Raw genomic sequence first — 25,958 nt, 5'->3', positions numbered from 1 at the left:
GGGCCGGGCCGGCTTAGTCAGGATCGCTGTCCGGAGCCTCCGGTGCCGGCTTGGGGCGCCGCCAGGTGAGGGTCACCGTGAAGTTTGAGCTGGTGCTGGCAGCGGCAATGAACGCACCGGCTTCGGCATGCAGGTCCAGGCCAAACTTGACCGACACTTCGTCCGGCTTGTCGGGGAGGGCTGTGAGTTCATCAATGACGCCTTGGACGGCCGGCCGGATGTTGCTGAGGGCGCGCTCAAAGGTCTGCTGTGCCCGCGCGAAGACGCCGCTCTGCCCGCCGCCACGCGTTACCAGTCCGCCCGTGGTGTCTGATACTTCCAGGAGCACGGTTCCGCCCCCGTCCGTAGGAAATTCCACCAGTCGTGTCATCTCTAGTCCTTCCTCTTCCGTCTGAGAGCCAGTCCCAGGAAGACCAAGCCGCTGGCGGCTACGGTGGAATTCTGCACTGTGAGCACCAGCGCCCGGGCTGACAGGTCGTCGCCGGGGATCCACATCAGTGGCAGCGTTACCAGACAGATCAGGAGGAGCCACCCGGCCAGTGCCGGCGTGTCCGGAGCGCGGATTGCCCGCACGGCCGCCCACCCGCCAAAAAGTGCCTGAACCAAGGTGGCCGCGGTGGCCGCCCACAGAAGTTCCTGTTCCAGGCCAACTAATCCCAGCAGCGCGCCCGCTCCGGTTGCGATGGCCAGAGTCACGCGGCCTGTTTCGGTCCGATCCGGGAGCCCGGCGAGCAGGAGCAGAAGGTAGCCCGCTGGAGCCAGGAGTCCGTAGACGAGACGCACGCTGACTTCCCCGCCGGAATACCACCAGTCGTGATCGCCCCAGTTGAGGTAGGCGAAGAAGGCTGCGAGAAGGGCGCCGGTTACGGCCAGGACTGCCCCGCCGGCGGCAAGGAAGCGCGGATCGGGACCAGCGGCTGCAGGCCGCAGATCTGCCCCGGCACTCTTCGCCCCGGCGCTCTCCTTGCCGCTCCGCTCCGGCACCGCCTGCCGGGTAGCCTTCTGGGCATTCCTCTGGGCCGCCCGCAGCGCGTCGTTTTCCCGACGCAGTTCGTCGCGTGCCTTGGTCGCGAGTCCGTCCTGATCAGTGGCGGCGGGATCCAGGGCGTAGAGTTCTGCCGCCACGTCCACTGCGGCCTGCCAGTTTCCGCTGCCGGCGTGGTACTCCAGTTCACCCTGAAGATCGGCTATCCGCTGCCGTTTGGCGCAATTACGCGCCCGGGCTGCGGCGTCGGGGAAATCCGGATCCTCCTGCACCGCGGCGTAACCGTCGGCAGCCGCTGTCCAGTCCCCGGCGGATTCGGCTTCCCGGGCGTGGTGGTATGCCTCGGCACGTTCCAGGTGCTGCGCAGCGGAAGCGCGGAGCAGCGCCGCGTCGCGGTAGCCGCCATCAAGCGTCAGGAGGTCATCGAACAGCTCGATGGCCACCGGGTAATGCTTGGTTCGCAGCTCGGCACAGGCCTGCACATACAGCGCGCGGAGTTCGGCCTGCCGGATCCGGGCATCGGAGCGCTCTGGTGCTCCCGCCGTGGCGTTTCCGGAAGCCGTGGTGACGGGCGCGGCTGGGTCCACTTTGCGCGCCACCGCGGGACGGCTCGGTGCCTTTAAATTGAACAGTTTCGTGTCGCCGCCCCGGACATACAGCGCCGGCGTCACCCATTCCAGTGTTCCGTCAGGGCTTCCCATGACGGAGATCCGCCCCACCCGGGCGGCCTCATCCACGCCGCGGCCGTTCGCTATCGCGGCATAGAAGCCCTGCGCGAAGGAGATCGCGGCGCCGTCGCTGATGGCGAACTGCATGGCGGCCACCGCGCTGATGCCGCTACGGACCAGCGTGGAGGCGGTACCGGAGAAGAGATCCTCCCGGCCCGTTTCTCCGGAGGAGCAGGAGTTCAGCACCACTAGACGGGGGCGGGGTGCGGCTACGCTCAACAAGGCCATGAATCGGATGGCCCGGACCATGGAGGCGCGGCCGTCTGCCCCCACCAGGGCGATCCGGCCTTCATCGTTCCTGGCGTCGTAGTCACCGTGGCCGATGAAGTGGACTACGTGCCAGGGGCCGTCGAGCAGCATCGACTGGATCTCCTCCCAGGTACCGCCCGGCGCCCACACGAGTTCAATCCGCCCCTCGGAAACCGGACCCGCCAAGGCTGCAGCGAGATGGTCCCGCTCCGCCTCGACGTCCAGCAGCGGAAGGTCGCGCGGGGAGGCAATCAGGCCCAGGATCCGCAGCGGAGGGACGACTTCCAGCGGGTTCAGGTGGTAGTCGGGCGCGGGAATGTGACGAAGCAGCGGCTCCGTCTGGCACAGGTAGCTCTCGGTTTCCGGGTCAAACAACATTTCCCACGGCATCGCGGCCAGTTCAGGTGCAGCGAGGCGGAGCACCACCCTCAGCTGCTGCCCGCTGTGCTGGGCGGCGCCCAGGCTCGCCCGGTACGTTCCGTAGACCTCGCGGGTAAAGAGGGCCTGGAAGAGTTCCTGGCCCACGCCCCGCACCGGAAGCTCGGCCACCGGCGTTGTGCGGCGGGCGGCCACCGCGGAGGCCAGGACGGTGGACTCCAATTCCGCGCGGCGTCCCAGGATCCCGTCCACATCCAGCCTGAACAGCCCCGATGCGTTGCCTCCGGCCGGGGCCTGCACGACGCGCACGGTGTACTCACCCGGCTCCGAACCTGATGCAAGTTCGAGTTCTATGTCGCCGTCCATGACAACCTTCTCAACGCCGCGCGGAGTGCCTCCACAGCGGGCCTCCGGCGCCCGCGGGGCGGGTGCGCCGGGCAGCCCTACACAACAAGATTGGCGCAGTGGAAGTGCCGGCACAAGGGGCAACGGATTGCACTGCGGCCAAGCCGGCACCATGGCCGTTGGACCCTTGTACACCCCCCTTGCCGCGGAATAACGTTGACGCATAGGGAGAGGTGGTCCGCGTGGAAATCTACATGTGGTGGCTTGATCTGGACCTGGCCAGCAAGGAATGGCTGCGCGAGAACCTGCGTACGGACGAATTGCCGTTGTTTGTGCTGCAGGGGATTGCCGAGGCCGGCGGCCCGCACCCGGAGACCGCCACCGGAGTCCTCACGACTGCGGACTGGGACTTCATCGAGACGCAGTCGGAATTCGTGGACTGACCTGCCGGGCGCATAACGTCACGCCAAACCATTGCGGCCTCCGGGCCGGAGTGGTTGCATGGGGTGCATGGCCATCGAACAGAGTTATGTCCTAGCGATCGGTACCAAAAAAGGGTTGTGGCTGGCGACCAGCCAGGACCGGCAGACATGGTCCATGTCCGGCCCGCATTTCCTGATGAGTGAAGTCCCCAGCATCGGCATCGACACCCGCAACGGGCGTACCCGCATCATGGTGGGTGTCCGCTCCGAGCACTGGGGTCCCACTGTTGCGCATTCGGATGACCTCGGTGCGACGTGGACGGAGCCCGAACAGGGCGCCATCAAGTTCCCGGACGGCACTGACGCCGCGGTGGAGCGTATCTGGCAGATATACCCCGACGCCGACTCCCGCCCAGGGGTTGTCTGGGCGGGCGCAGAACCCATTTCCGTGTGGAAATCCACGGACGGCGGCGAACACTTCGAACTCAACCGCGGACTCTGGGACCATCCGCACCGCAGCGAATGGGGTGCAGGGTACGGCGGCGCGGCCGCGCACTCGATCGTCGTCAATCCCTCCGGGGATGACGTGCACATTGCCATGAGCACCGGCGGCGTTTACCGCTCGCTCGACGGCGGGTCCTCCTGGGAGCCGCGGAACAAGGGAATCTCTGCGTACTTTATGCCTGATCCCAATCCTGAATTCGGCCAGTGTGTGCACAAGATCGCGGCGGATGCTGCCGTCGAAGGCCGGCTTTACGCCCAGAACCACCACGGGGTGTACCGCACGGATGACAACGGCGAAAACTGGGAGTCGATAGCGGAAGGACTTCCGGCTGACTTTGGTTTTGTGATGCTCACCCACCCCCGGCGGGCCGGAACCGCATGGGTGATCCCGCTCAAGGCCGACGGCGAACGCATCCCGCCGGACGGGAAGCTGGCAGTACACCGGACGGACGATGCCGGTAAGACCTGGAAACGCCTTGATTCCGGGCTGCCGCAGGGCGAATACAACGCGGTGCTCCGTGACGCTGCCTCGGTGGATTCCGCAGAACCCGTCGGGGTGTACTTCGGAACGCGCGGTGGCTCGGTCTACGCCAGCCCGGACGAGGGCGAGCACTTCACCGAAGTGGCGTCACATCTGCCGGACGTCCTGTGTGTCCGTGCCGCCGTGGTGTCCGCGGCCTTGGTGCCTGGCGCTCCGGTGCCCGCTTAGGGGTCCGTTGTGGCTGACATCAGCGTGGTGCTGCCCAGTGTCCTCCAGCCGCTCGCCGGCGGGCAGTCCATCCTGACTACGCCCGCCGACGGTGCGGTGACTGTGGGGTTCTTGCTGGACTCGCTGGCCGGGGATTATCCGGTGCTTGCGAGGCGTTTGAGGGATGAAACCGGCACCCTCCGCCGCTACGTGAATATTTACGTGAACGGGGATGAGGTCCGGCGCTTGCGGGGACTGGAAACTGAAGTGGCTGCCGGTCAGGAAGTGGTGATCATCCAGTCCGTGGCCGGCGGCTGAAGGGCTCAGGCTACTCGCCAGACGCTGCATTCGTCCGTGTTGATCGCTTTGCGCATCCCGGTCTGACGGTCCATGATCCACACGACGCCGATGCCCGGTGCAGTCTCCTGCACACGGCCCCGGCGGATCACCACATCGTCATAGCTGGGACCCACCGAGAGGCGGGCTTCGATCTCGTCGCCGCGGTGCAACTGGTCCAGGGCGCGAACGCGGGTTACATGGGCTTTGGCTTCCTTCAACATGGCGGGCCTCCTGAGCTGGGGCTTGGGCTGGTGCCAGCATTTGCCGGCACATCCAGTGTCCTGCGCCATTGTTGCCGCCGCGTTTCATGCCGGTAATGGCCGCGTTAGTTTTCTGCGCCTCTGTTGTTTCCGCAGCTGACAGCAGCTTTCTGGCCGGCGTCAGATCCGCCGGAGCTATATCCGCCTGCGCTATATCCGCCTATCGGCGGGGTGCTGGACCCTGAACCAGCGGTAGCCATAGCGCTCCAGCTCCAGTTCGAAGCCGCCGTCGGCCGCCAAGGCCACGTTTTCGCCGTCGAGCAGGTCCAGCAGGACGGCGCCGTCGAAGGTCTCCTTGGGATCTTCCGGGGAAACAACCTTTGCCGTAACGGACGCCGGCTGGGCTGCCATATTGTGCGCCAGGACCAGCGTCGAACCCGCGCGCGTACAGCTGTGCAGGAGCACGCCGGGATTGGCCTGCTTGATGAGCTCAAAGTCGCCCCAGGCCAGTTCCGGGCTCTCCCGGTAGCTGCGGATGAGTGCGGCGATGAAGTTCCACAGCGAGTCCGGGTCGCGTTTTGCCTGGGCAGCGTTGATGTTCTTAGGCCCGAAGTAGCCGTCAACCACCTGCGCCACCAGCTTGTCCGCCGGGGCGGTGGAAAAGCCGCCGTTTGCCGTGTCGGTCCATTGCATGGGGGAGCGGACGGCGGAGCGGCCCTTGGCCCGCAGGTCCTCACCCATCCCGAGCTCCTCGCCGTAGAAAAGGACGGGGGTTCCGGGAAGGGAGAACATCAGCGAATAGACCATGCGGATCCGTGCGGGATCGCCGTCGAGCATCGGCGGCAGGCGGCGCCGGAGTCCCCGGCCGTACATCTGCATGTCCGGGTCCGGGCCGAAGGCGGCGAAAACCTCCGCGCGTTCCTCGTCGCTGAGCTTGTCCAGGGTCAGCTCATCATGGTTGCGGACGAACATGGCCCACTGGTTGTCCGGATGGATGGGCGGCCTGCCGGCCAGGGTTTTGGCCAGCGGCCGGGCGTCCTCCCTGGCCAGGGACAGGTAGAGGTTCTGCATGCTCAGGAAGTCGAACTGCATGTTCAGTTCGTTGCCGTCAGGTCCGCCGAAGTATTTCAGCTGTTCCTTGTAGGGGAGGTTGACCTCGCCTAGGAGCACCGCGCTGCCGTTGCGCCGGTTCAGGAAGCTGCGCAGCGCGGCCAGGTAGTCGTGCGGGTCGATCTTCGCCGCGTCCTCCTTGGACACGCCCTGCAGCTCCAGGAAGAAGGGCACCGCATCCAGCCGGAACCCGTCCAGTCCCATCTGCAGCCAGAAACCCATGGACTTGGCGATCTCGTCCCGGACCTTCGGATTGGCGACGTTCAGGTCCGGCTGGTGCTTGGCGAACATGTGCAGGTACCACTCGCCGGTGGCCTTGTCCTGGGTCCAGATGGAGTTTTCCTCACCGGGGAACACCACCTGTTCCGACGTGTCCGGGGGAGTGTCTTTCCGCCACACGTAGTAGTCGCGGTAAGGGTTGTCCACGGACTTCCGGGATTCCTTGAACCAGGGGTGCTTGTCCGAGGTGTGGTTGATGACGTAATCCGCGATCACCCGCATTCCCCGGTCCTTCGCTGTCCGGATGAACTCCACCACGTCGCCCAGGGTGCCCAGGCGCGGGTCGACGCCGTACATGTCGGTGATGTCGTAGCCGTCGTCCCGGTCCGGCGAGGGGTAGAACGGCATGAGCCAGATGCAGGTGACGCCCAGCGCCGCCAGGTAGTCCACGCGCTGGGTCAGCCCGCCGAAATCCCCGGTGCCGTCGCCGTCGTCGTCGAAGAAGGTTTCCGGATCGAGGCAGTACACCACGGCGTTCTTCCACCACAGATCGGACGTCTCCGCGATCCTCACGCCGTCACCTCCCGGGTCCGGTCGCCAGCCCGCAGCCGGGGGAGGACATGTTCGGCGAACGCCTCGAGGAAGGATTTCTGCTCCTGGCCCACGAAGTGCAGGTAGAGCTCGTCGAAGCCCAGGTCCGTGTACTCCTGCAGCCATGTGGCGTGCTGGTCCAGGCTGGAGGAGATGTTGACCGCCCTCCGGACCTGGTCCTCGCCGACGTCGGTGCTGACGCCGTCAAAATGGGCTGCGGTGGGAAGGTCCCAGGGGATGGGCGGCGCGAAGACGTTGGACCGCCACTGGTCCAGGGCTATCGAAACCGCGTCTTCCTCCCGCGGTGCCCAGGACAGGTGGATCTGCAGCACTGCCTTGCCCCTGCCCCCGTTGTCCCGGTAGGCGGCGAGCATGTCCTTCAGCTTCGCGTGGGGCTGGTTGACGGTGACAAGGCCGTCCGCCCAAGCCGCTGCGCGCCGGGCGGTCTGCACGCTGATGGCCGGGGCGATCAGCGGCGGCCTGGTTTCCGGAACGTCCCACAGGCGTGCCTGTTCCACGGTGACCAGCCCGTGGTGCGTCACTTCCTCGCCGTTGTGCAGGCGCCGGATGACGTCCACGCACTCCTCCAGGCGCTGCTGGCGGGTTTCCTTGGCTGGCCACGCGTCCCCCGTGATGTGCTCATTCATGTTCTCCCCGCTGCCCGGAGCCATCCAGAACCGCCCCGGGAACATGTCCGCCAGGGTGGCCGAGGCATGCGCGATGATCGCGGGGTGGTAGCGCTGGCCCGGTGCCGTGACCACGCCAAAACGGAGTGAGGTGGTGGCCAACGCAGCCCCCAGCCAGGACCACGCGAAGCCGGAGTGGCCCTGCCGGGCGGACCAGGGCTCAATATGGTCCGAGCACATAGCGGCGTCGAACCCGGCCTGTTCCGCCAGTTGGACGTCCTTCAGCAGTTGGCCCGGGCTGATCTGTTCATGCGATGCGTGAAAACCGATAGTTGCCATCGTTAATGTCTACCGGCGGTGGCGGGGCGTGTCGAGGAATTCCGGGACCGGACGTGAAAGTCGGACCGCAACGGACGGCGCTTTCGCCCGGAATCATGCCGGGTCAGCCAGCGGAGCCGGATCTTTCTGCATAGACTCTAGCCAGTACCGACCCGGGACAGCGATGACCAATGACAGCGATGACCCGGGACAGCGATGACGCTGGAAAGGGAGTGGCGGGTGAAGCTAGGCATTGCGCGGGAACACCGCGAGGGCGAACGGCGGGTTGCCGGAACCCCGGAGACGGTGCAGCAACTGATCGGCATGGGGCTTGAGGTCCTGGTCGAATCCCGGGCCGGAACCGCGGCCGGCTACAGCGACGACGCGTATGTCCGGGCGGGCGCCCGGATTGTGCCCGTACTGGACCCCGGCACACTCGACATCCTCGCCCATGTGCGGCCGCTGGAACCGGCGACGGCGGCGGCGTTGCGCCGCGGGGCCGTCACCGCGGGCCTCGCGTCGCCGTCGTCAGAACTTCCCACGGTCCGGGCCCTGGCCGCCGCCGGGGTGACCTCCTTCGCGATGGAACTGGTGCCGCGGATCTCCCGGGCGCAGTCGATGGACGCCCTGTCCTCCCAGGCCCTCGTGGCCGGCTACCGCTGCGTACTGGAAGCGGCCATCCGGCTGCCGAGGTTCTTCCCGCTCTTTATGACGGCGGCGGGGACCGTTCCGCCCGCTCGCGTGCTGGTGCTCGGCGTAGGCGTGGCCGGACTGCAGGCCATCGGCACGGCAAAACGGCTGGGTGCGCGGGTTTCTGCGAACGACATCCGGCCAGCGTCGGCAGACGAGGTCGCCTCGATGGGCGGAACCTTCATCAAGCTCGACCTGGAGACGGCAGAGGCCGCAGGCGGCTATGCCCGCGAGCTGAGCGCGGACCGAGGCGCCCTGCAGCGGCAGCTCCTGGCGCCGCACGTGGCCCAGGCGGATGTGCTGATCACGACGGCGGCCGTCCCCGGCCGGAGGGCCCCGCTCCTGGTAAGCCGGGAAATGGTGCAGGGAATGCGGCCGGGCTCCGTGGTGGTGGACCTCGCCGCGGAGTCCGGCGGCAACGTGGAGGGGTCAGTGCCCGGCCAGGACATCCCTGTGGACACGGCAGACGGCCAGGGCACCGTGACGCTGGTGGGCCTGAAAGACGCCGCATCGGCCATGCCGGCGGACGCCTCCCGGCTCTACGCCAAGAACGTGGCCAACCTGCTTGCCCTGGTGGTCCGGGAAGGAACCCTGTCCCTGGACTTCAAGGACGAGGTGGTGGCAGGCACGTGCCTGACGCACGACGGCGAGGTGCGGCACGCGCCCACGGCGGAGGTGCTCGCGCTGTCCGAGGAGCCCGTTCCCGGTGAGTCTGTTCCCGGGGAGCCCGGGAACCGGCCCGCAAACGAGGGGGTGGCCTAATGGACGGCATCAGCCTGCTCACCATCACCGTGCTGGCGGTTTTCGTGGGCTTCGAGGTGGTCTCAAAGGTGTCCAGCACCTTGCACACGCCGCTCATGTCCGGGGCCAATGCCATCCACGGCATCATCCTGGTGGGCGCCATCATCGTGGCCGGCCAGGCTGCGGACCCGTGGGTGCTCGCCGTCGCGCTGCTCGCCGTCGTGCTGGCCACTGCGAACCTGGTGGGCGGATTTGTGGTGACCGACCGCATGCTGGAGATGTTCCGCGGGCGCAGAGACGGGAAGGGGCCGCGATGAGCATCCTGGGCCCGGCCTGGACGGGGCTCCTCTACCTGGTGGCAGCAGTGTTGTTCATCCTGGCCCTCATGGGCCTAAACTCGCCGCGAACTGCCCGCCGAGGCAACCTTGTGGGCGCCGCGGGAGCCGTCTTGGGCGTGGCAACCGTGTTCCTGTCGGCGCGGCTGGACAACATTCCGTGGATCCTTGGCGCGATTGCCGTGGGCACCGCCGTGGCCGCTCCTGTGGCACGGCGCGTCAAAATGACGCAGATGCCGCAGCTCGTTGCCGCGTTCAACGGCGTGGGCGGCGGCGCTGCTGCCCTCGTGGCGTTGCTTGAGCTGGCGCATACTGAGGACGCGTGGGTCCGCCTGGCCATCGCTTTCACCCTGCTGGTGGGCGCGGTGTCCTTCGCCGGTTCCGCCGTGACCTTCGCCAAGCTTCAGGAGCTGATGACCACCCGGCCGGTGGTCTTCCCCGGACTTCCCGTGATCATGACGGCGGTGCTGCTCGCCGCGCTGGGTGCAGGCGCCGCCGTCGTCCTGACCGGCTCGCTGCCGCTGGCCCTGGTGCTGCTGGTGCTGGGACTCGCCGCGGGTATTTTCCTGGTGCTGCCGGTGGGCGGGGCGGATGTGCCGATCGTCATTTCGCTGCTGAACGCCTTCACCGGCCTGGCCGTCGCGGCCTCGGGCCTGGTGCTGGGCAACGTGCTGCTGCTCGTGGCCGGCACGCTGGTGGGAGCCTCAGGCACCATCCTGACCCGCGCCATGGCTGCGGCCATGGGCCGCAGCGTGGCCGGCATCCTGTTCGGGGCGTTCAGGGGAGGCTCGACGGCGGGCTCCACCGCGGTCAGTGAGCGGCCCGTGCGCTCCTCCAGCGCGGAGGACGTCGCCGTCCTGCTGGGCTACGCGCAGCGCGTGATCATCGTTCCCGGCTATGGCCTGGCCGTGGCCCAGGGCCAGCACACCGCCGCGGAACTGGCCAAGGCCCTGCAGCTGCGCGGAATCCAGGTGGACTTCGCCATCCATCCCGTGGCCGGCCGGATGCCCGGGCACATGAACGTGCTCCTGGCCGAAGCCAATGTGCCGTACGAGGAGCTGAAGGAAATGACCGAGATCAACTCGGAATTCAAGACCGCCGACGTTGCCTTGGTGGTGGGCGCCAACGACGTGGTCAATCCGGCAGCGAAGACGTCCTCGGGTTCGCCGATCTTCGGCATGCCCATTCTGGAAGTGGCCGACGCCCGTCAGGTGGTGTTCCTGAAGCGCTCCATGCGGCCGGGCTTTGCGGGCATCGAGAACGAACTGCTGTACGAACCGCAGACCACGCTGCTGTTCGGCGACGCGAAGGATTCGCTGACCAAGGTCCTGGGGGCGGTCAAGGCCCTGTAGGCGCGCTGATTCCAGCGCGGCCCGGGGCGCTGCCGCGGAGGTTCCCGGCCCGCAGGGGTGGTGCGGAGCGGACCTCCCGGCAAGAATGGGCGTTATGCAACTGCCGGTGATGCCCCCGATCGCGCCCATGCTGGCCAAAGCCGTCAGCACCCTGCCCGAGGTCCCGGATTCCGGCCCGAGATGGAGCTTTGAACCCAAGTGGGACGGCTTCCGGTCCATCATCTTCCGGGACGGCGACGAAGTGGAGATCGGCAGCCGCAACGGCAAACCCATGACCCGCTACTTCCCCGAGCTCGTCGAGGCGCTGAAGGTGAACCTGCCGCCCCGCTGCGTTCTTGACGGCGAAATCATCCTGGTGGGTGCGTCCGGTGACCGCCTGGACTTCGAGACCCTCCAGCAGCGGATCCACCCCGCCGCCAGCCGGGTGAAGCTCCTCGCCGCGCAGACGCCCGCCAGCTTCGTGGCATTCGACCTGCTGGCCCTCGACGACGAGGACCTCACCGGCCGCCCGTTTTCGGAGCGGCGCAGCATGCTGGAGAAGGCACTCGCGGCCAGTTCCGCGCCGGTCCACCTGACCTCCACCACCCGGGACAACGGCACCGCGCAGCAGTGGTTCCACCAGTTCGAGGGCGCCGGCCTGGACGGCATCGTGGCCAAAGCGCTGGACGGCAGCTACCAGCCGGACAAACGAGTGATGCTCAAGGTCAAGCACGAACGCACGGCGGACTGCGTCCTGGCCGGCTACCGCGTGCACACCAGCGGGCCGGACCGGATCGGTTCCCTGCTGCTGGGGCTCTACGACGGCGACGGCAAACTGGCCAGTGTGGGCGTGGTGGGTGCCTTCCCGATGCAGCGCCGCAAGGACTTGTTCGAGGAACTCCAGCCCCTGGTGACGGACTTCGACAGCCACCCCTGGGCCTGGGCCAAGCAGGAGGAGGGCAGCCGGACGCCGCGGAACGCCGAAGGCAGCCGGTGGAGCGCGGGCAAGGACCTGTCCTTCGTCCCCCTCCGGCCCGAGCGGGTGCTGGAAGTGAAGTACGACCACATGGAAGGCGAACGGTTCCGCCACACCGCGCAGTTCGTCCGCTGGCGGCCAGACCGGGACCCGGAATCCTGCACCTATGACCAGCTGGAAGAGCCCGTCAAGTACGACCTCGCCGACGTGCTGGCCACCTGACCCGCCTAAACTCCGGTGCCTTAAATACCGGCGGCCCGCCCCGGGAGGGGACGGACCGCCGTCGTGACCTTCTTTTGCGCGAGACTTGCCGGATTTTCCGAGGACCCGCCGTGTCCCGTCCCGTCCTGTTTCGAAACAGGGTCACGACGGCGGGCGGCCGGGTGCCGCGGTTCTACTTCAGGCCGAGCTCGCGGGTGGGAGTCTTGAAGGTTTCCTTGGCCGTGAGGGCTGAGATTGCCGCGATGCCGCAGATGACTGCCGTGAAGATGCTGATCTGGACCCAGCCGCCGGGCTTGATGCCGCCCATTGCAGCCACGATTGCCGGGGCGAAACCGGCCATCAGGAAGCCGAGCTGGGTGCCGATGGCCAGGCCGGAGAACCGGACCTTGGTGCTGAACATCTCGGCGTAGAAGGACGGCCAGACGGCGTTGGAGGCTGCGTAGCCGAAGGAGAAGAAGCCGATGGCTGCCAGGAACATCAGCGGTACGCTGCCCGATTCGAGGCTCAGCAGGAACACCGGCGTCAGGACGGCGCTGGCAACGGCGCCGTAGATGAAGACCGGCTTGCGGCCGATCTTGTCCGACAGCATGCCGAACAGGGGCTGGGTGCCGAGGGCCACAAAGTTGGCGCCGACCACGAGCCAGAGGGTGGTGGTGCCGTCCACGCCGGCCACGGTCTTGGCGTAGCTGATGGCCAGGGTGCCGAACACGGTGGATACCGCGGCGATGAAGGCGCAGGCCACAACCCGGAGGACATCGCGCCAGTGGTGCTTCAGCAGGTCTGCCACGGGCAGCTTGGAGATGGCAGCGGACTTCTGGGCTTCGGCGAATGCCGGCGGTTCGTGCAGGGTGCGGCGGATGAAGAAGGCCACGAGGACCACGACGGCGCTGAGCCAGAACGGGATGCGCCAGCCGATGCCGTATTTGACCTCGTCAGGCAGGGCGAGCACGGGGATGAAGACGAGGGCCGCGAGGATCTGGCCGCCCTGGGTGCCGGTGAGGGTCCAGGACGTGAAGAAGGAACGGCGGTTGTCCGGGGCGTGCTCCAGAGTCATGGAGGAAGCGCCGGCCTGTTCACCGGCTGCGGAGAGGCCCTGGCAGAGGCGGGCGAGCACCAGCAGGGCGGGAGCCCACCAGCCCACCGTGTTGAAGTCCGGGAGGCAGCCGATGACGAAGGTGGACGCTCCCATCAGCACCAGGGTGAACATGAGGACCTTCTGCCGGCCCACGCGGTCGCCGAAGTGGCCCAGGATGACGGCGCCAACCGGGCGTGCCACGTAGGCGAAACCGAAGGTGGCGAAGGACATGATGGCGGCGTTGGCATCAGCATTGGGGAAAAACACGTGCGGGAAGATCAGCGCGGCGGCGGAACCGAAGATGAAGAAGTCGTAGTACTCGACGGCGCTTCCCAGGAAGCTGGCGAGGGCTGCCTTCTTCGGGGTCCCGGCCGGTGCAGCGGTGCCCGGCGTCGTGGACGGGAGTGTCTGGCTCATGGTGTTCCTTTGTGTGACGACATTGTCGCGGATGGATTTTCGCAGCCGCCGCGCTTCATTTCTGGAGACCCAGATGGAGGCTTCGCTGGCGGCGGCCGGTGGTCCGTGTAAAGACCCGGACGAGTAGCCACATGGTGGGAGCTACTTGTGCGATATAGCAATGATGGCTGTGAGGACTGTCACTTGTCAAGGAAAATAATCACCATCTAGAAATAGCTCTCACAATGTGGCAACATCAGGGTATGAGTGTGAACCAAAGCACAGAACCGGACGTTGTGGCCGGCCCGCCCGTCGAGGCCCTGTCGGAAGCGCCTGCGAAAGCGGCGAAGGCGCCCAGGGCCGCCAAGGAAGATTCCCGTACGGACATGGTAGGCAAGGCCCTGGGCCTTCTGGTCCTGCTGGGCGATGAGCCGCGGGGCGCCAGCGCGGCCGAGCTGTCCCGGCGCGCGGAGCTGCCGTTCAGCACCACCTACCGGCTCCTGGGCTCGCTCACGCGGGACGGTTTTGTGGACTATGAACCGGACGGCCGCCGCTACCACCTGGGCCTGCGTGTCTTCCAGTTGGGCCAGCGCGTGTCCAATCATCACGGTTTTGCCGGAACAGCACTGCCCATCCTTCGCCGCGTCACGGAGAAGACCGGGGAGGCCACCATCCTGTCCGTCCGCGACGGAAACCACCACCTCACCGTCAACAAGGTGGACGGGCCGCAGACGTTCCGGGTGACGAGTGATCCCGGGCATCTCGGCGCACTGCACACCACCTCTGTGGGCAAGGCGCTGGTGGCCTTTGCCGAGGACGCTGAGCGGAAGCGACTGGTGGAGGAGCTGGAACTTGAGCCGCTGACCGAATTTTCCATCACGGACCGCGAGGCCTTCCGGTCCGAGATCGAGCAGGTCCGCCGCCGTGGCTATGCCGTCATGGATGAGGAGAACGAGCTCGGCATGCGCGCCGTGGCAGTTCCTGTCTTCAATGCCCAGGGCAATGCCTTCGCGTCCCTGGCCACGGCGGTTCCCGTCTTCCGGCTCAGCCTGGAGGAGCTGGCGGCCCTTGTTCCCGTGCTCCAAGAGGCCGCCGCGGAACTGGCCGCAAGGCTGCCGCAGCGATGAGCCGCATCGTCTCCGGGGACGGTCGCCGTCGTCCTTATTTGTTCGTCATAAGAACATCAGTGCAACATGTGAACATTTCCTGTACTGTAATCCCTATCACCCGGAGAGCAGCCGCAGGCGCCCAGTGCGTCCCGGCAAACCGGGTGCCGTTGTCAAAGGAGCTATACGGATGAGCAATCGAGCAGAGTCCTTTCTGGTGGGCCTCGTCGGCGATGGCGTGATGCCGTCGCTCACGCCCCACATGCACGAACGCGAAGGCGACGTGCAGGGCCTGCGGTACCTCTACCGCCCCATCGACCTGCTGGAGCTGGGCCTGCCGGGTGAATCCGTGGGTGAGCTCCTGCAGAGCGCCCACCGCCTCGGCTTCAACGGGCTGAACATCACGCACCCGTGCAAGCAGCTGGTCCTGGACCACCTGGATGAGGTTTCGCCGGATGCCCGGCGCCTTGGCGCCGTCAACACCGTGACCATCCGGGACGGCCGCTTCATCGGCCACAACACCGACTTTTCCGGCTTCGCGGCCGCCCTCGCCTCGGGACTCCCGGACGCCAAGCTTGACCGGGTGGTCCAGCTGGGTGCCGGCGGTGCCGGGTCCGCCGTCGCATACGCCCTGCTCACCGCAGGCGTCCGCCAGCTCGACCTCGTGGACACGGACGCCGCCCGCTGCGCCGCCCGCGCCGCCGAACTGGCCGCCTTCTTCCCGGACAGCACCGTGACGGCCCGCGCGACGGCGGAGCTGCCGCAGCTGATGCCCCTTGCCGACGGTTTGGTGCACTGCACTCCCGTCGGTATGGCCGCCCACCCGGGCGCACCGCTGGACCTGTCGCTGCTCGAATCACGGCACTGGGTGGCGGACATTGTCTACCGCCCGATCGAAACCGAACTGGTCCGCGAAGCCCGTGCCAAAGGCTGCGAGGTGCTTGACGGCGGCCGCATGGCCGTGGGCCAGGCAGCGGATGCCTTCAGGATTTTCACCGGCCTCGAGGCCGACGCTGACCGCATGCGCGCGCACTTCCTGGAACTCGTGGCCGCCGAGGAGGTGGCCGCCTGATGCGCACCGGAATCGCCACGGTGTGCCTGTCCGGCACCCTGAAGGAAAAAATGCAGGCGTGTGCCATCGCCGGCTTCGACGGAATCGAGATCTTCGAGCAGGACCTGGTGACCTCGTCCCTGAGCCCGGAGGATATCCGGAAGATGGCCGCGGACCTGGGCCTGACACTGGACCTCTACCAGCCGTTCCGCGACTTTGACAGCGTTCCCGAGGACCTCCTTGCCGCCAACCTCCGCCGGGCCGAAGCGAAGTTCAAGCTGATGTCCCGCCTGGGCATGGACACCATCCTGGTCTGCACCAACGTTGGCACGGCCACCATCGACGACGACTCGCTGCGCGCTGAACAATTGGCCCGGCTGGCAGGCCTGGCAGGAGACCACGGCGTCAAAGTGGCCTACGAGGCCCTGGCCTGGGGCAAGTACGTCAACGACTATGAGCACGCCCATCGCCTGGTGCAAACCGTGGACCACCCCAACCTGGGCACCTGCCTGGACTCCTTCCATATCCTTTCCCGCGACTGGGACACGACGCCCATCGAAGGGTTCAGTGCGGACAAGATCTTCTTCGTCCAGGTGGCGGACGCCCCGAAGCTGTCCATGGACGTCCTGTCCTGGAGCCGCCACTACCGGGTCTTCCCGGGCGAGGGCCAGTTCGAGCTGGCCAAGTTCATGGGCCACGTGGTCCGTGCCGGGTACACCGGGCCCGTTTCACTGGAAGTCTTCAACGACGTCTTCCGCCAGTCCGACGTCGAACGCACCGCCGTGGACGCGATGCGGTCGCTGATCTGGCTGGAGGAGCAGAGTGCCAAGTGGCTGGATGCGAACGCCCCGGCCTCCGCGGACCCTGCTGCCGGGACTGCCGGCCGCCGTCGTTATCCCATGGAACTGGCCACCCTCCCGCAGGTGGCCGAACCGGCCGGCTTCAACTTCGCCGAGGTCAAAGCCACAGACCCGGCGGGCCTTGAAAAAGTGCTGGGCCAGCTGGGATTTGAATTCAACGGCAGACACCGCACCAAGGACGTGCAATTGTGGAGCATGGGCCACGCACGTGTGATCATCAACGAACAGGATCCGGGCGTCACCGGCCCGGCCCCGGCGATTGCCGCCCTCGGTTTCGACGTCGATTCGCCCGTGATCGCAGCGGCCCGAGCCCAGCAGCTCAAGGCGCCCGCGGTTCCCCGCAAGAGCCAGGCCGACGAGGAAGTGTTCCAGGGCTTCGCCGCGCCGGACTCCACCGAGGTCTTCCTCTGCCAGGGCAGCCCGGACGGCACCGCAGCCTGGACCCGCGAGTTCGGCGAAGGGCTGGAGGTTCCGCCCGCCGGCGGACAGAATGCAGTGATCGACCACGTGAACCTCGCCCAGCCGTGGCAGCACTTTGACGAGGCCGTGCTGTTCTACACCAGTGCCCTTGCGCTGGAGCCGCAGCCGTTCGCGGAGGTGCCCAGCCCCAGCGGACTGGTGCGCTCTCAGGTGATGCTGACGGCCGACCGGGCCGTGCGCCTGGTACTGAACCTTGCACCGGTGATCCAGCAGGACGGCGCGGATTCGGGAACCGCGCACCGGAAAACCTACCAGGAGCACATCGCCTTCGCCGTGGACGACCTCGTGGAGACGGCCCGTGGGGCCCGGGACCGGGGGCTGGACTTCCTGCAGATCCCGGCCAACTACTACGAGGACCTGGACGCGCGCTTCGACCTGGACCCCGCGTTCCTGGCCACGCTCCGGGAGCTCAACCTCCTCTATGACCGCGACGCAGACGGCGAGTTCCTGCACTTCTACACCGCCACCATTGGCAGCGTGTTCTTCGAAATGGTGGAGCGCCGCGGCGGCTACGACGGCTACGGTGCGCCCAACGCCCCGGTACGGCACGCCGTCCAGTACGACCACCTGCACCAGCCGGGCCGCTCTACCTGAACAGGCCAACCTTCACCACCAACCAGCAACACCAACACTGAAAGGAGGCTGCTGTGCCTGAAGACGTCAACCTTGAAATATTCAACGCCGACCCAATCACCGAAGACGTGTCGGACGCGGCGCCCCAGGCCGAAACCGGAGCCGCACCCAAGAAATATGCGCCGCTTGATGCCGCAGCGGAATCGCAGGCGCACCTCAGCGCCGAGATGAAGTCGATCGGCGAAGCGTACGCGAAGGCGCTCAAGGACGGCGCCCCGGCGGAAACCCAGCCCAGGCTGGACTACGCACCGTACCGCAGCAGCGTCCTGCGCCACCCGACCAAGGACCTGCACCACGCGGATCCGGAAACCATCGAGCTGTACTCGCCGGCTTTCGGGCACATGGACGTTCACGCGCTGGAATCGGACCTGACAATCCAGCACAACGGTGAGCCCGTGGGTGAACGCATCCTGGTGTCCGGCCGCGTGCTCGACGGCGACGGACGTCCCGTGGCGGGACAGCTCGTGGAGATCTGGCAGGCCAACTCCGCCGGTCGCTACATCCACAAGCGGGACCAGCACCCTGCCCCGCTCGACCCCAACTTCACCGGCGTGGGCCGCTGCATTACCGGCGCGGACGGCTCCTACAGCTTCACCACCATCAAGCCCGGCGCGTACCCGTGGAAGAACCACCTCAACGCCTGGCGGCCGGCGCACATCCACTTCTCGCTGTTCGGGCAGGAGTTCACCCAGCGCATCGTCACCCAGATGTACTTCCCCGGTGACCAGCTCTTCCCGCTGGACCCGATCTACCAGTCCATCGTGGACCAGGACGCCCGCGACCGCCTGGTGGCCACCTATGATCACGACCTCACCAAGCCTGAGTGGGCGATCGGCTACAGGTGGGACATCGTCCTGACGGGCTCCAAGCGGACCTGGACCGAAAACGAAGCGTTTGGTACAGCAGGTGACGAGAGTGAATAGGCAGACGAATAGTCGGATGAGTAACCCCACGAAGCTGACCCCCACCCCCGGCCAGACCGTTGGCCCGTTCTACGGCTACGCCCTGCCGTACGAAAAGGACCGTGAGCTGCTGGCTCCGGGTTCACCGGGCTCCATCCGCCTGCAGGGCACCGTGTACGACGGCGCCGGCCACCCCATCCCGGACGCGATCCTGGAAATCTGGCAGCCGGATTCCGAAGGCAACGTCGTGCACCGGACCGGTTCGCTGGTCCGGGACGGCTACACGTTCACCGGCTTCGGCCGGAGTGCGGTGGGCAAAACCGGCGTGTACACCTTCACCACGGTCAATCCCGGTCCCACCGAGCCCGGTGCGGCCGCCTTCATTTCCGTGGCCGTGTTTGCCCGTGGCCTGATGAACCGGCTCTTCACCCGCGTGTACCTGCCGGAGAACGAGGAAGCCCTGGCGGCCGATCCGCTGCTGTCCTCCCTGGACGCGGAACGCCGCGGCACGCTGATTGCGCGCCGCGACGCCGACGGCGGACTCACCTGGGACATCCGCCTGCAGGGCGAGGGCGAAACCGTGTTCCTCGACTTCGAGGGTGCGGCTGCCGGGGGCGCCGCGCAGTGACTGGTACCCATCTGTCCAACGGCGACGTCGGCCTCCTGACTCCCGTGTCGGCGTCGCCTTTGGTGGCGGCGCTGACGGGGGACCGGGCGGTCCTTGCGGCGATCCTCGCCGTCGAGGCCGGCTGGGCTTCGGTGTTGGAGAAGGCCGGCCTCGCGCCTGCCGGCTCCGCCGCCGTGGTGGCTGCCGCCGCGGAGGTTGACCGCTACGACGTGGCCGGCATCGCCGTCCGCGCCCAGGGCGGCGCCAACCCGGTCATCCCGCTGTTGGCTGACCTCCGTGCCGAGGTCAAGGCCCTGGACACGGATGGTCTGGGCGCCCTGCGTGCGGTGCACACTTCGTTGACCAGCCAGGACGTGCTGGACTCGGCGCTGATGCTGCTGGCCAGGAATGCCGTTCGCGCCCTCCTGGCTGACGTTCGCGGAATTACGACGGCGCTGGCGGCGTCCGCGGAGCAGCATGCGGACACGCTGTGCGTCGGCAGGAGCCTGACGCAGCACTCACTGCCGTTCACGTTCGGGCTCAAAGCGGCGCAGTGGTTCCACGGTCTGGCCGCCGCGGCCCGGCGGCTGGAGGCAGTGGAGCTGCCGCTGCAGACGGGCGGCGCCGCGGGAACCCTCGCGGCCGCGACGGTGCTCACGCAGGGCTCGGTGGACACCCCCTTCGATCTGTCGGGCAACCTGGCCGCGCAACTTGGCCTGGCGGCAGCGCCCGGGCCGTGGCACACCAACCGGCTTGCTGTCACGTCGCTGGGCGATGCCCTGGCCGGCGTCACGGATGCACTGGGAAAGATCGCCTCCGACGTGCTGTTCCTCAGCCGGCCGGAAGTGGGCGAGCTCGCCGAACCCCGGGCTGCCGGCCGCGGAGTGTCCTCGGCGATGCCGCAGAAGCAGAACCCGGTGTTGTCCGTGCTGGTCCGCAGCGCGGCACTGCAGGCCCCGAACCTGGCCGCGCAGCTGCACCTGGCTGCGGCCAACTTCAACGATGAGCGTCCCGACGGCGCCTGGCACAGTGAATGGCCGGCCTTCCGCCAACTGCTCCGCCTGGCGTTGGGTGCGGCAGGGCACCTTCGGGAACTCGCCGACGGCCTGCAGGTTTTCCCGGACGCCATGCGCCGCAACCTGGAACTGTCCGGGCCGCTGCTGCTGAGCGAAGGAGTGTCCGCCGCCGTGGCGCCGCTCCTCGACGAGCGGGACGGCAGGAACGGCAAGCAGCAGCTCCAGGACGTGGTGGACCGGACGCTCCAGGCTCCGCCCGCGGAGCAGTCCGGAACGTACCGCCGCCTGCTGCGGGAGGCCGTGCCCGCCAGTGCCTTGTCCGACGAACGGCTGGAAGAACTCCTGGATCCTGCCAGCTACCTGGGGCAGTCCGCTGAAATTTCCCGCCGCATCCTGGCTGCCTACCCGGACTTTGCCGGCGGCGACGCACCTCCGGCCGATGCAAGCCAAAACATCCCCGCTGCACCAACGACCGCAACAGACCTGAACGGAGACCCCCGTGGCTAGACCAACAGTCAAGGCAGTACTGCTCTCCCCCCAGCGCCAGCTGGGGGACAAGCCCCTGCTGGTGGTGGGGCCGTCATTAGGGACGTCCTCGGTGCTGTGGACCCAGGCCGGCGCCCTGCTCGGGACCGACGTCGACGTCGTCGCCTGGGACCTCCCCGGCCACGGCGTGTCCCCGGCCGCGACGGAACCGTTCGACGTCGCCGAACTGGCTGACGCCGTCGTCGAACTTGTGGATTCAATTGCTCCGGGCGGAAGGTTCCACTACGCGGGCGTGTCCCTCGGCGGGGCCATTGGCCTGCAGCTGGGCATCAAGCACGGCGAACGCCTCAGGAGCCTCTCCGTGCAGTGCTCCGGCGCCAAGATCGGCACACCCGAAGGCTGGCTGGAACGCGCCGAGACCGTCCGCACCCAGGGCACCGCGGTGATGATCCAGGGATCGGCCGAGCGCTGGTTCGCCCGCGGCTTCATGGACCGCGAACCCGAGGTCAGCAGCCGCCTGCTGCACTCCCTGCGGGACGCAGACCGCTTCAGCTACGCCTTCTGCTGCGAAGCCCTGGCAGGCTTCGACGTCCGCGCCGAGCTGGGCAGCATCCGGGTTCCCACCCAGGCCGTGGCGGGCGTGGAGGACACCGTGGTGCCGCCGTCGTTCGCCAAGGAAATCGTGGACGGCATCACCGCCGGCGGCGGGACCGCAAACGCCGTGACGCTGGAAGGCGTGGCACACCTGGCTCCTGCCGAGGCGCCCGCCCACGTTGCAGAGCTGCTGCGCAGCCTCATCACCTGGAGCGAAACCAACGGGGCAGCCAAATGAGCGGCTCCGAAGCATCCGGCGGGGCACCCGCCGGCCTGGAACGGCACGGGGTGGTCCAGCCGGACGCCACCAGTCAGGAAATCTACGACGGCGGCATGGTGGTCCGCCGAGAGGTGCTGGGCGCGGCGCACGTTGACCGCGCCAACGCCAACAAGGATGCGTTCACCGAGGACTTCCAGGACATGATCACCCGTATCGCCTGGGGTGGCATCTGGACCCGGCCGGGCCTGACCCGGCAGATGCGTTCGGCCGTCACCATCACCGCCATGGTGGCGCACGGGCACTGGGAAGAACTGGCCATGCATATCCGCGCGGCCCTCACCAACGGCCTGAGCAGGGACGAAATCAAGGAGATCCTGCTGCAGGCCGCCATTTACTGCGGAGTCCCCTCCGCCAACACCGCTTTCAAGACAGCACAACAGGTTTTTAAAGAAATGGACGCCGCAGCAAAGGACAACGCTGCAGACACCCCCACCACCCCCACTTCGCCCAACTAGCTCGCAGTTAATGTCGTGAAAGACGAGTTTCACGACATTAACTGCGACCTAGTTGGGATTATCAGACGGAATTAGAGGATTAGTTATGAATGACGCTTTTGTGTACGACGCCGTGCGCACGCCTTTTGGGAAGTTCGGCTCCGGCCTTGCCGCTGTCCGCCCGGATGACCTCGCCGCGCATGTGATCGGTGAGATCGTCAAGCGCGCGCCGAAGCTCGATGTGGAGCGGATCGACGAGGTCGTGTTCGGCAACGCGAACGGCGCCGGTGAGGAGAACCGCAACGTGGCCCGGATGGGCACGCTGCTGGCGGGGTTGCCGGTCTCGATCCCTGGCACCACGGTGAACCGGCTGTGCGGGTCGTCGCTGGACGCGGCGATCATCGCTTCCCGGCAGGTGAACGCCGGGGACGCGGAGCTGATGCTGATCGGCGGTGCCGAGTCGATGTCCCGGGCGCCGTGGGTGCTGCCGAAAACGGAGAAGCCCTACCCGGCCGGGGACCTGAACCTGGCCTCCACCACGCTGGGCTGGCGGCTGGTGAACAAGGCGATGCCGAAGGACTGGACCATCTCCCTGGGCGAGGCCACCGAGCGTTTGGCCCAGAAGTACGAGGTCACCCGCGAGCAGCAGGATGAGTTCTCCGCGAACTCCCACAACCTGGCCGCCGCGGCCTGGGACGAGGGCTTCTATGACAACCTGGTGGCGCCGGTGCCGGGCACGGACCTGGTCCGGGACGAGGGGATCCGTGCCGGGTCTTCGGCGGAGAAGCTCGCCGGGCTCAAGACCGTGTTCCGGACCGAGAACGGCACGGTCACCGCGGGGAACGCGTCCCCGCTCTCGGACGGCGCGTCCGCGGCGTGGATCGGGTCGGAGAACGCCGCCGGGCTCCTCGGGATGGAGCCGTTGGCGCGGATCGCGGGCCGCGGGGCGCACGCGAACGATCCGCAGTTCTTCGGCTACGCCCCGGTGGAGGCTGCGAACAAGGCCCTCGCGAAGGCCGGCATCGGCTGGGACCAGGTGGGCGCCGTCGAACTGAACGAAGCGTTCGCCGCGCAGTCCCTGGCCTGCATCAACGCCTGGGGCATCGACCACGCAATTGTGAACCGGCACGGCGGCGCGATCGCGATGGGCCACCCGCTCGGTGCTTCCGGCGGACGCATCCTGGGCACCCTGGCCCGGTCCCTGCAGGCCTCCGGTGAACGCTGGGGCGTCGCCGCGATCTGCATCGGCGTCGGCCAGGGCCTCGCCGTCGTACTTGAGAATGTTTCCGCTGGAGTAAAGGGATAGGCGATGCTGAATTTCATTGACACCGTCGGCGAGGCTGTCGCCGGCATCAAGGACGGCTCCACCGTCATGATCGGAGGCTTCGGCAACGCCGGGCAGCCGTTCGAACTGATTGACGCCCTGATGGACTGCGGCGCCCGCGAGCTCACCGTGGTCAACAACAACGCCGGCCAGGGCGACCAGGGACTCGCACTGCTGATCAAGGAAGGACGGGTGAAGAAGATGATCTGTTCCTTCCCGCGGCAGTCCGACTCCTGGCACTTCGACGCCAAGTTCCGGGCCGGCGAGATCGAGCTGGAGCTCGTCCCGCAGGGCAACCTGGCCGAGCGCATCAGGGCCGCGGGAGCCGGCATCGGCGGCTTCTTCACGCCCACCGGCTACGGCACCATGCTGGCCGAAGGCAAGGAAACCCGCATCCTTGACGGCCGCGGCCAGGTCTTCGAGACTCCCATCCACGCCGACGTCGCGCTCATCAAGGCGCTTAAGGCCGACGGCAAGGGCAACCTCGTCTACCGCAAGACCGCCCGCAACTTCGGCCCGATCATGGCCGCCGCAGCCAAGCACACGGTGGTCCAGGTCTCCGAAATCGTCCCGACCGGAGACCTCGACCCGGAGATCATCGTGACTCCCGGAATCTACGTCAACAGCATTGTGAAGGTGGCCTGAGATGAGCGTCCAATCCAACAGCCGGGCCGGCATTCAGACGTCCGACAAGCCGCTGGGCCGCGACGACCTCGCCCGCCTGGTGGCAAAGGACATCAAGCCCGGCTCCTTCGTGAACCTGGGCATCGGCCAGCCCACCCTGGTGTCCAACTACCTGCAGCCGGAGCAGAACATCACGCTCCACACCGAGAACGGCATGCTGGGCATGGGCCCGGAGGCCACCGGCGACCAGATCGATGGCGACCTCATCAACGCCGGCAAGATCCCCGTGACGGAACTGCCGGGGGCGTCCTACTTCCACCACGCCGACTCGTTCGCGATCATGCGCGGCGGGCACCTGGACATCTGCGTCCTCGGCGCATTCCAGGTCTCGGCCACAGGTGATCTCGCCAACTGGCACACCGGCGCGCCCGACGCCATCCCGGCCGTGGGCGGCGCCATGGACCTTGCCACCGGGGCCAAGGACGTCTTTGTGATGATGACGCTCCTGACCCGCGACGGCGCATCCAAGATCGTGGAGGCCTGCACCTACCCGCTCACCGGCATCGGCTGCGTGACCCGCGTGTACACCGACAAGGCCGTGTTCCTCACGGGCCCGGACGGCGTCCAGGTGCGCGAGACGTTCGGCTGCACCCTCGAGGAGCTGCAGGCCCTGGTGCCCGTCCCCCTCACCGCAGCACCCGCCGTCGAGCGCTAACCGCCGGCACGGGTAGTAGTTGCGGGCTAATAGGATTGGTAACCATGACCGACGCAGCAGCCGAGACCGCGCCCAGGCCTTCCTCTGCGCCCCAGGCCAGTGACCAGTACGTCCAGTCCCTCGCCCGGGGGCTGGCCGTGATCCGCGCCTTCGATACCGACCACCCGGTGATGACCCTCACCGAAGTTGCCGCGCGGACGGACCTGACCCGCGCCACCGCGCGCCGCTTCCTGCACACCCTGGTGGAGCTGGGCTATGTCCGCACGGACGGGAAGACCTTCGCCCTCACCGCGCAGGTGCTGCAGCTCGGCTACGCCTACCTGTCCGGGCTGTCCCTGCCCCAGCTCGCCCAGCCGCACCTCGAGGAGCTTTCGCTGCGGCTGGGGGAGTCGACGTCGGCCGCTGTCCTGGACGGGAAGGACATCGCCTACATCGCCCGCGTCACCACCCGCCGGATCATGAACGTGGGCATCACGGTGGGGACCCGCTTCCCCGCCTACGCCACCTCCATGGGCCGCGTGCTGCTCGCGGCCCTGCCGCCGGCCGCACTGCAGCAGTACCTTGCGGACGCTGAGATCAGGCCGCTCACGCCCCGGGCCATCGGCACCAGAAAGGACCTTGCGGCTGCGCTGGACACGGTCCGCGCGCAGGGCTGGTGCCTGCTGGACCAGGAACTCGAACTTGGCCTGATGTCCGTCGCGGCGCCGGTGTACCACGGCCCCACGAAGGTGGTGGCGGCCATCAACGTGTCGCTGCAGGCCCAGTCGGTGGCCGCCAAACCGGATCCCGGGGCCTACCTGGAGATGGTGCGGAAGGAAACCGTGGAGACGGCCCGGCTGATTTCCGCGGACCTTTCAGCCAAGCACTAGGCCGTCCTGGTCATTCCTTCTGCCCGGGAGTGATCGGCTCCACGGGCGGCCACCATTTGGTGGGCGGACCGATGACAAACCGGCGCCCGGTCAGTTCGCTGGGCGTGATGCGGACCAGGATGTCCTTGGCGCCCTCCTGCCACGGCGACGGAGCCTCGGCAGGGGCGTCCTCGCCCGGCTGCACAGCCTGGGCTACCCCCTTGACCACCACACTCCACGCGATGGTCCCGTAGACGTTCAGCCCGTCGGCTTCAAGGACTACCGGCTCCCCGGAGAGCACCGCGTCCAGCTTGGTCCCCGGGCCGGTCCGGAAAATCACCGTGCCTTCATCCGGCAGGTAGTTCACCGGAAAGATTTCCGGCGCGGCATGGCTGATGACCGCAAGCCGTCCCACGGAGGCGGAGCGAAGGTGCCGCCAGCATTCACGGACGGTGAGTTCTGTTATTTCCGGCCCCGGCCCAGAGGTGTTCATGGTGCTGAGCCTAGGCGTCCGGTCTGCGTTGCGGCAA

Annotated in this window: 26 protein-coding genes; 19 read left to right on the top strand and 7 right to left on the bottom strand. The window is 67.3% G+C overall.

Translation table 11 applies throughout. From position 1 onward, the window contains the following. Nucleotides 1-13 precede the first annotated feature (13 nt). Nucleotides 14-370, bottom strand: a complete 357-nt coding sequence (locus TV39_RS21175) for a CU044_2847 family protein (RefSeq protein ID WP_052500653.1) — start codon at nt 368-370, stop codon at nt 14-16. 2 nt (nt 371-372) lie between these two features. Continuing rightward, nucleotides 373-2,706 carry a CHAT domain-containing protein gene (locus tag TV39_RS21170; RefSeq protein ID WP_043485648.1) on the bottom strand — a complete coding sequence of 778 codons (2,334 nt, stop codon included), beginning with the start codon at nt 2,704-2,706 and terminating at the stop codon, nt 373-375. A 221-nt stretch (nt 2,707-2,927) separates the two neighbouring features. Between TV39_RS21170 and TV39_RS21165 the strand changes: the two genes are divergently transcribed. From TV39_RS21165 to TV39_RS21155, 3 genes are read left to right on the top strand one after another with little or no spacing between them, the layout of a single operon-like run. Further along, complete coding sequence (locus tag TV39_RS21165) at nt 2,928-3,128, top strand: hypothetical protein (protein WP_043485699.1); 201 nt, start codon at nt 2,928-2,930, stop codon at nt 3,126-3,128. 58 nt (nt 3,129-3,186) lie between these two features. Next, nucleotides 3,187-4,320 carry a WD40/YVTN/BNR-like repeat-containing protein gene (locus TV39_RS21160; RefSeq protein ID WP_043485646.1) on the top strand — a complete coding sequence of 378 codons (1,134 nt, stop codon included), beginning with the start codon at nt 3,187-3,189 and terminating at the stop codon, nt 4,318-4,320. Nucleotides 4,321-4,329: 9 nt separating this feature from the next. Next, a complete protein-coding gene (locus TV39_RS21155) occupies nt 4,330-4,617 on the top strand; it encodes a MoaD/ThiS family protein (protein WP_043485643.1) in 288 nt (95 codons plus the stop codon). Nucleotides 4,618-4,622: 5 nt separating this feature from the next. On the opposite strand, the gene TV39_RS21150 is transcribed toward TV39_RS21155, so the two are convergent. From TV39_RS21150 to TV39_RS21140, 3 genes are all read right to left on the bottom strand, one after another. Beyond that, nucleotides 4,623-4,859 (bottom strand): hypothetical protein, encoded by a 237-nt coding sequence (locus TV39_RS21150; RefSeq protein WP_043485642.1) that lies wholly within the window; start codon nt 4,857-4,859, stop codon nt 4,623-4,625. 189 nt (nt 4,860-5,048) lie between these two features. Next, nucleotides 5,049-6,740, bottom strand: coding sequence for an alpha-amylase family protein (locus TV39_RS21145; protein WP_043485639.1), 1,692 nt, complete (start codon nt 6,738-6,740; stop codon nt 5,049-5,051). Then, complete coding sequence (locus TV39_RS21140) at nt 6,737-7,723, bottom strand: TIGR03885 family FMN-dependent LLM class oxidoreductase (RefSeq protein WP_043485637.1); 987 nt, start codon at nt 7,721-7,723, stop codon at nt 6,737-6,739. Before TV39_RS21140 ends, TV39_RS21145 begins: the two co-directional genes overlap by 4 nt. Nucleotides 7,724-7,942: 219 nt before the next feature. Here TV39_RS21140 and TV39_RS21135 point away from each other — a divergent pair, with 219 nt between their 5' ends. The 4 genes from TV39_RS21135 to TV39_RS21120 all read left to right on the top strand — a co-directional run bounded on the left by TV39_RS21135 (nt 7,943) and on the right by TV39_RS21120 (nt 11,997). Further along, on the top strand, nt 7,943-9,154 hold the full coding sequence (locus tag TV39_RS21135; protein WP_043485698.1) for a Re/Si-specific NAD(P)(+) transhydrogenase subunit alpha: 1,212 nt from the start codon (nt 7,943-7,945) through the stop codon (nt 9,152-9,154). After that, the gene (locus TV39_RS21130; protein ID WP_028271409.1) at nt 9,154-9,450 is read left to right on the top strand and encodes an NAD(P) transhydrogenase subunit alpha; all 297 of its coding nucleotides are present in this window, start codon (nt 9,154-9,156) and stop codon (nt 9,448-9,450) included. The genes TV39_RS21135 and TV39_RS21130 overlap by 1 nt, the downstream gene beginning before the upstream one ends. Beyond that, the gene (locus TV39_RS21125) at nt 9,447-10,820 is read left to right on the top strand and encodes an NAD(P)(+) transhydrogenase (Re/Si-specific) subunit beta (RefSeq protein WP_043485635.1); all 1,374 of its coding nucleotides are present in this window, start codon (nt 9,447-9,449) and stop codon (nt 10,818-10,820) included. Before TV39_RS21130 ends, TV39_RS21125 begins: the two co-directional genes overlap by 4 nt. Before the next feature lie 94 nt (nt 10,821-10,914). Continuing rightward, entirely contained in the window at nt 10,915-11,997 is a 1,083-nt protein-coding gene (locus tag TV39_RS21120; RefSeq protein WP_043485633.1) for an ATP-dependent DNA ligase, read from the top strand. Between the two features lie 172 nt (nt 11,998-12,169). Here TV39_RS21120 and TV39_RS21115 read toward each other — a convergent pair whose 3' ends face one another. Continuing rightward, entirely contained in the window at nt 12,170-13,489 is a 1,320-nt protein-coding gene (locus tag TV39_RS21115) for an MFS transporter (RefSeq protein ID WP_043485630.1), read from the bottom strand. 365 nt (nt 13,490-13,854) lie between these two features. On the opposite strand from TV39_RS21115, the gene TV39_RS21110 reads away from it, so the two are divergent. The 12 genes from TV39_RS21110 to TV39_RS21055 all read left to right on the top strand — a co-directional run bounded on the left by TV39_RS21110 (nt 13,855) and on the right by TV39_RS21055 (nt 25,449). Then, nucleotides 13,855-14,595 (top strand): IclR family transcriptional regulator, encoded by a 741-nt coding sequence (locus TV39_RS21110; RefSeq protein WP_043485696.1) that lies wholly within the window; start codon nt 13,855-13,857, stop codon nt 14,593-14,595. A 169-nt stretch (nt 14,596-14,764) separates the two neighbouring features. Beyond that, nucleotides 14,765-15,646 (top strand): shikimate dehydrogenase, encoded by an 882-nt coding sequence (locus TV39_RS21105; RefSeq protein ID WP_043485628.1) that lies wholly within the window; start codon nt 14,765-14,767, stop codon nt 15,644-15,646. After that, nucleotides 15,646-17,559: a bifunctional sugar phosphate isomerase/epimerase/4-hydroxyphenylpyruvate dioxygenase family protein gene (locus TV39_RS21100; protein ID WP_043485626.1), complete on the top strand. Its 1,914-nt coding sequence runs from the start codon at nt 15,646-15,648 to the stop codon at nt 17,557-17,559. The genes TV39_RS21105 and TV39_RS21100 overlap by 1 nt, the downstream gene beginning before the upstream one ends. Before the next feature lie 77 nt (nt 17,560-17,636). Beyond that, nucleotides 17,637-18,521 (top strand): protocatechuate 3,4-dioxygenase subunit beta, encoded by an 885-nt coding sequence (gene pcaH / locus TV39_RS21095; protein ID WP_144406499.1) that lies wholly within the window; start codon nt 17,637-17,639, stop codon nt 18,519-18,521. A gap of 16 nt (nt 18,522-18,537) precedes the next feature. Further along, complete coding sequence (pcaG, locus tag TV39_RS21090; protein ID WP_043485620.1) at nt 18,538-19,128, top strand: protocatechuate 3,4-dioxygenase subunit alpha; 591 nt, start codon at nt 18,538-18,540, stop codon at nt 19,126-19,128. Nucleotides 19,129-19,139: 11 nt separating this feature from the next. Beyond that, nucleotides 19,140-20,630, top strand: coding sequence for a lyase family protein (locus tag TV39_RS21085; protein WP_082049942.1), 1,491 nt, complete (start codon nt 19,140-19,142; stop codon nt 20,628-20,630). Beyond that, nucleotides 20,623-21,441, top strand: coding sequence for an alpha/beta fold hydrolase (locus TV39_RS21080; RefSeq protein WP_043485618.1), 819 nt, complete (start codon nt 20,623-20,625; stop codon nt 21,439-21,441). Before TV39_RS21085 ends, TV39_RS21080 begins: the two co-directional genes overlap by 8 nt. Next, nucleotides 21,438-21,938, top strand: a complete 501-nt coding sequence (gene pcaC, locus TV39_RS21075) for a 4-carboxymuconolactone decarboxylase (RefSeq protein ID WP_043485615.1) — start codon at nt 21,438-21,440, stop codon at nt 21,936-21,938. Before TV39_RS21080 ends, pcaC begins: the two co-directional genes overlap by 4 nt. 85 nt (nt 21,939-22,023) lie before the next feature. Continuing rightward, nucleotides 22,024-23,223, top strand: a complete 1,200-nt coding sequence (locus tag TV39_RS21070; protein ID WP_043485613.1) for a thiolase family protein — start codon at nt 22,024-22,026, stop codon at nt 23,221-23,223. A gap of 3 nt (nt 23,224-23,226) precedes the next feature. After that, complete coding sequence (locus tag TV39_RS21065) at nt 23,227-23,886, top strand: 3-oxoacid CoA-transferase subunit A (RefSeq protein WP_043485612.1); 660 nt, start codon at nt 23,227-23,229, stop codon at nt 23,884-23,886. A gap of 1 nt (nt 23,887) precedes the next feature. Next, nucleotides 23,888-24,580, top strand: coding sequence for a 3-oxoacid CoA-transferase subunit B (locus tag TV39_RS21060; RefSeq protein WP_043485609.1), 693 nt, complete (start codon nt 23,888-23,890; stop codon nt 24,578-24,580). A 44-nt stretch (nt 24,581-24,624) separates the two neighbouring features. Beyond that, the gene (locus TV39_RS21055) at nt 24,625-25,449 is read left to right on the top strand and encodes an IclR family transcriptional regulator domain-containing protein (RefSeq protein WP_043485607.1); all 825 of its coding nucleotides are present in this window, start codon (nt 24,625-24,627) and stop codon (nt 25,447-25,449) included. A 10-nt stretch (nt 25,450-25,459) separates the two neighbouring features. Here the strand turns inward: TV39_RS21055 and TV39_RS21050 are convergent, their stop codons facing one another. Continuing rightward, complete coding sequence (locus TV39_RS21050) at nt 25,460-25,921, bottom strand: pyridoxamine 5'-phosphate oxidase family protein (protein ID WP_043485605.1); 462 nt, start codon at nt 25,919-25,921, stop codon at nt 25,460-25,462. Between the last annotated feature and the right edge of the window lie 37 nt (nt 25,922-25,958).

The sequence above is a fragment of the Arthrobacter sp. SPG23 genome (assembly GCF_000876655.1).
Lineage (GTDB): Bacteria > Actinomycetota > Actinomycetes > Actinomycetales > Micrococcaceae > Arthrobacter.
The sequence above is the reverse complement of the archived record's forward strand: the minus strand, read 5'-3'. Positions and strand labels throughout refer to the sequence as shown.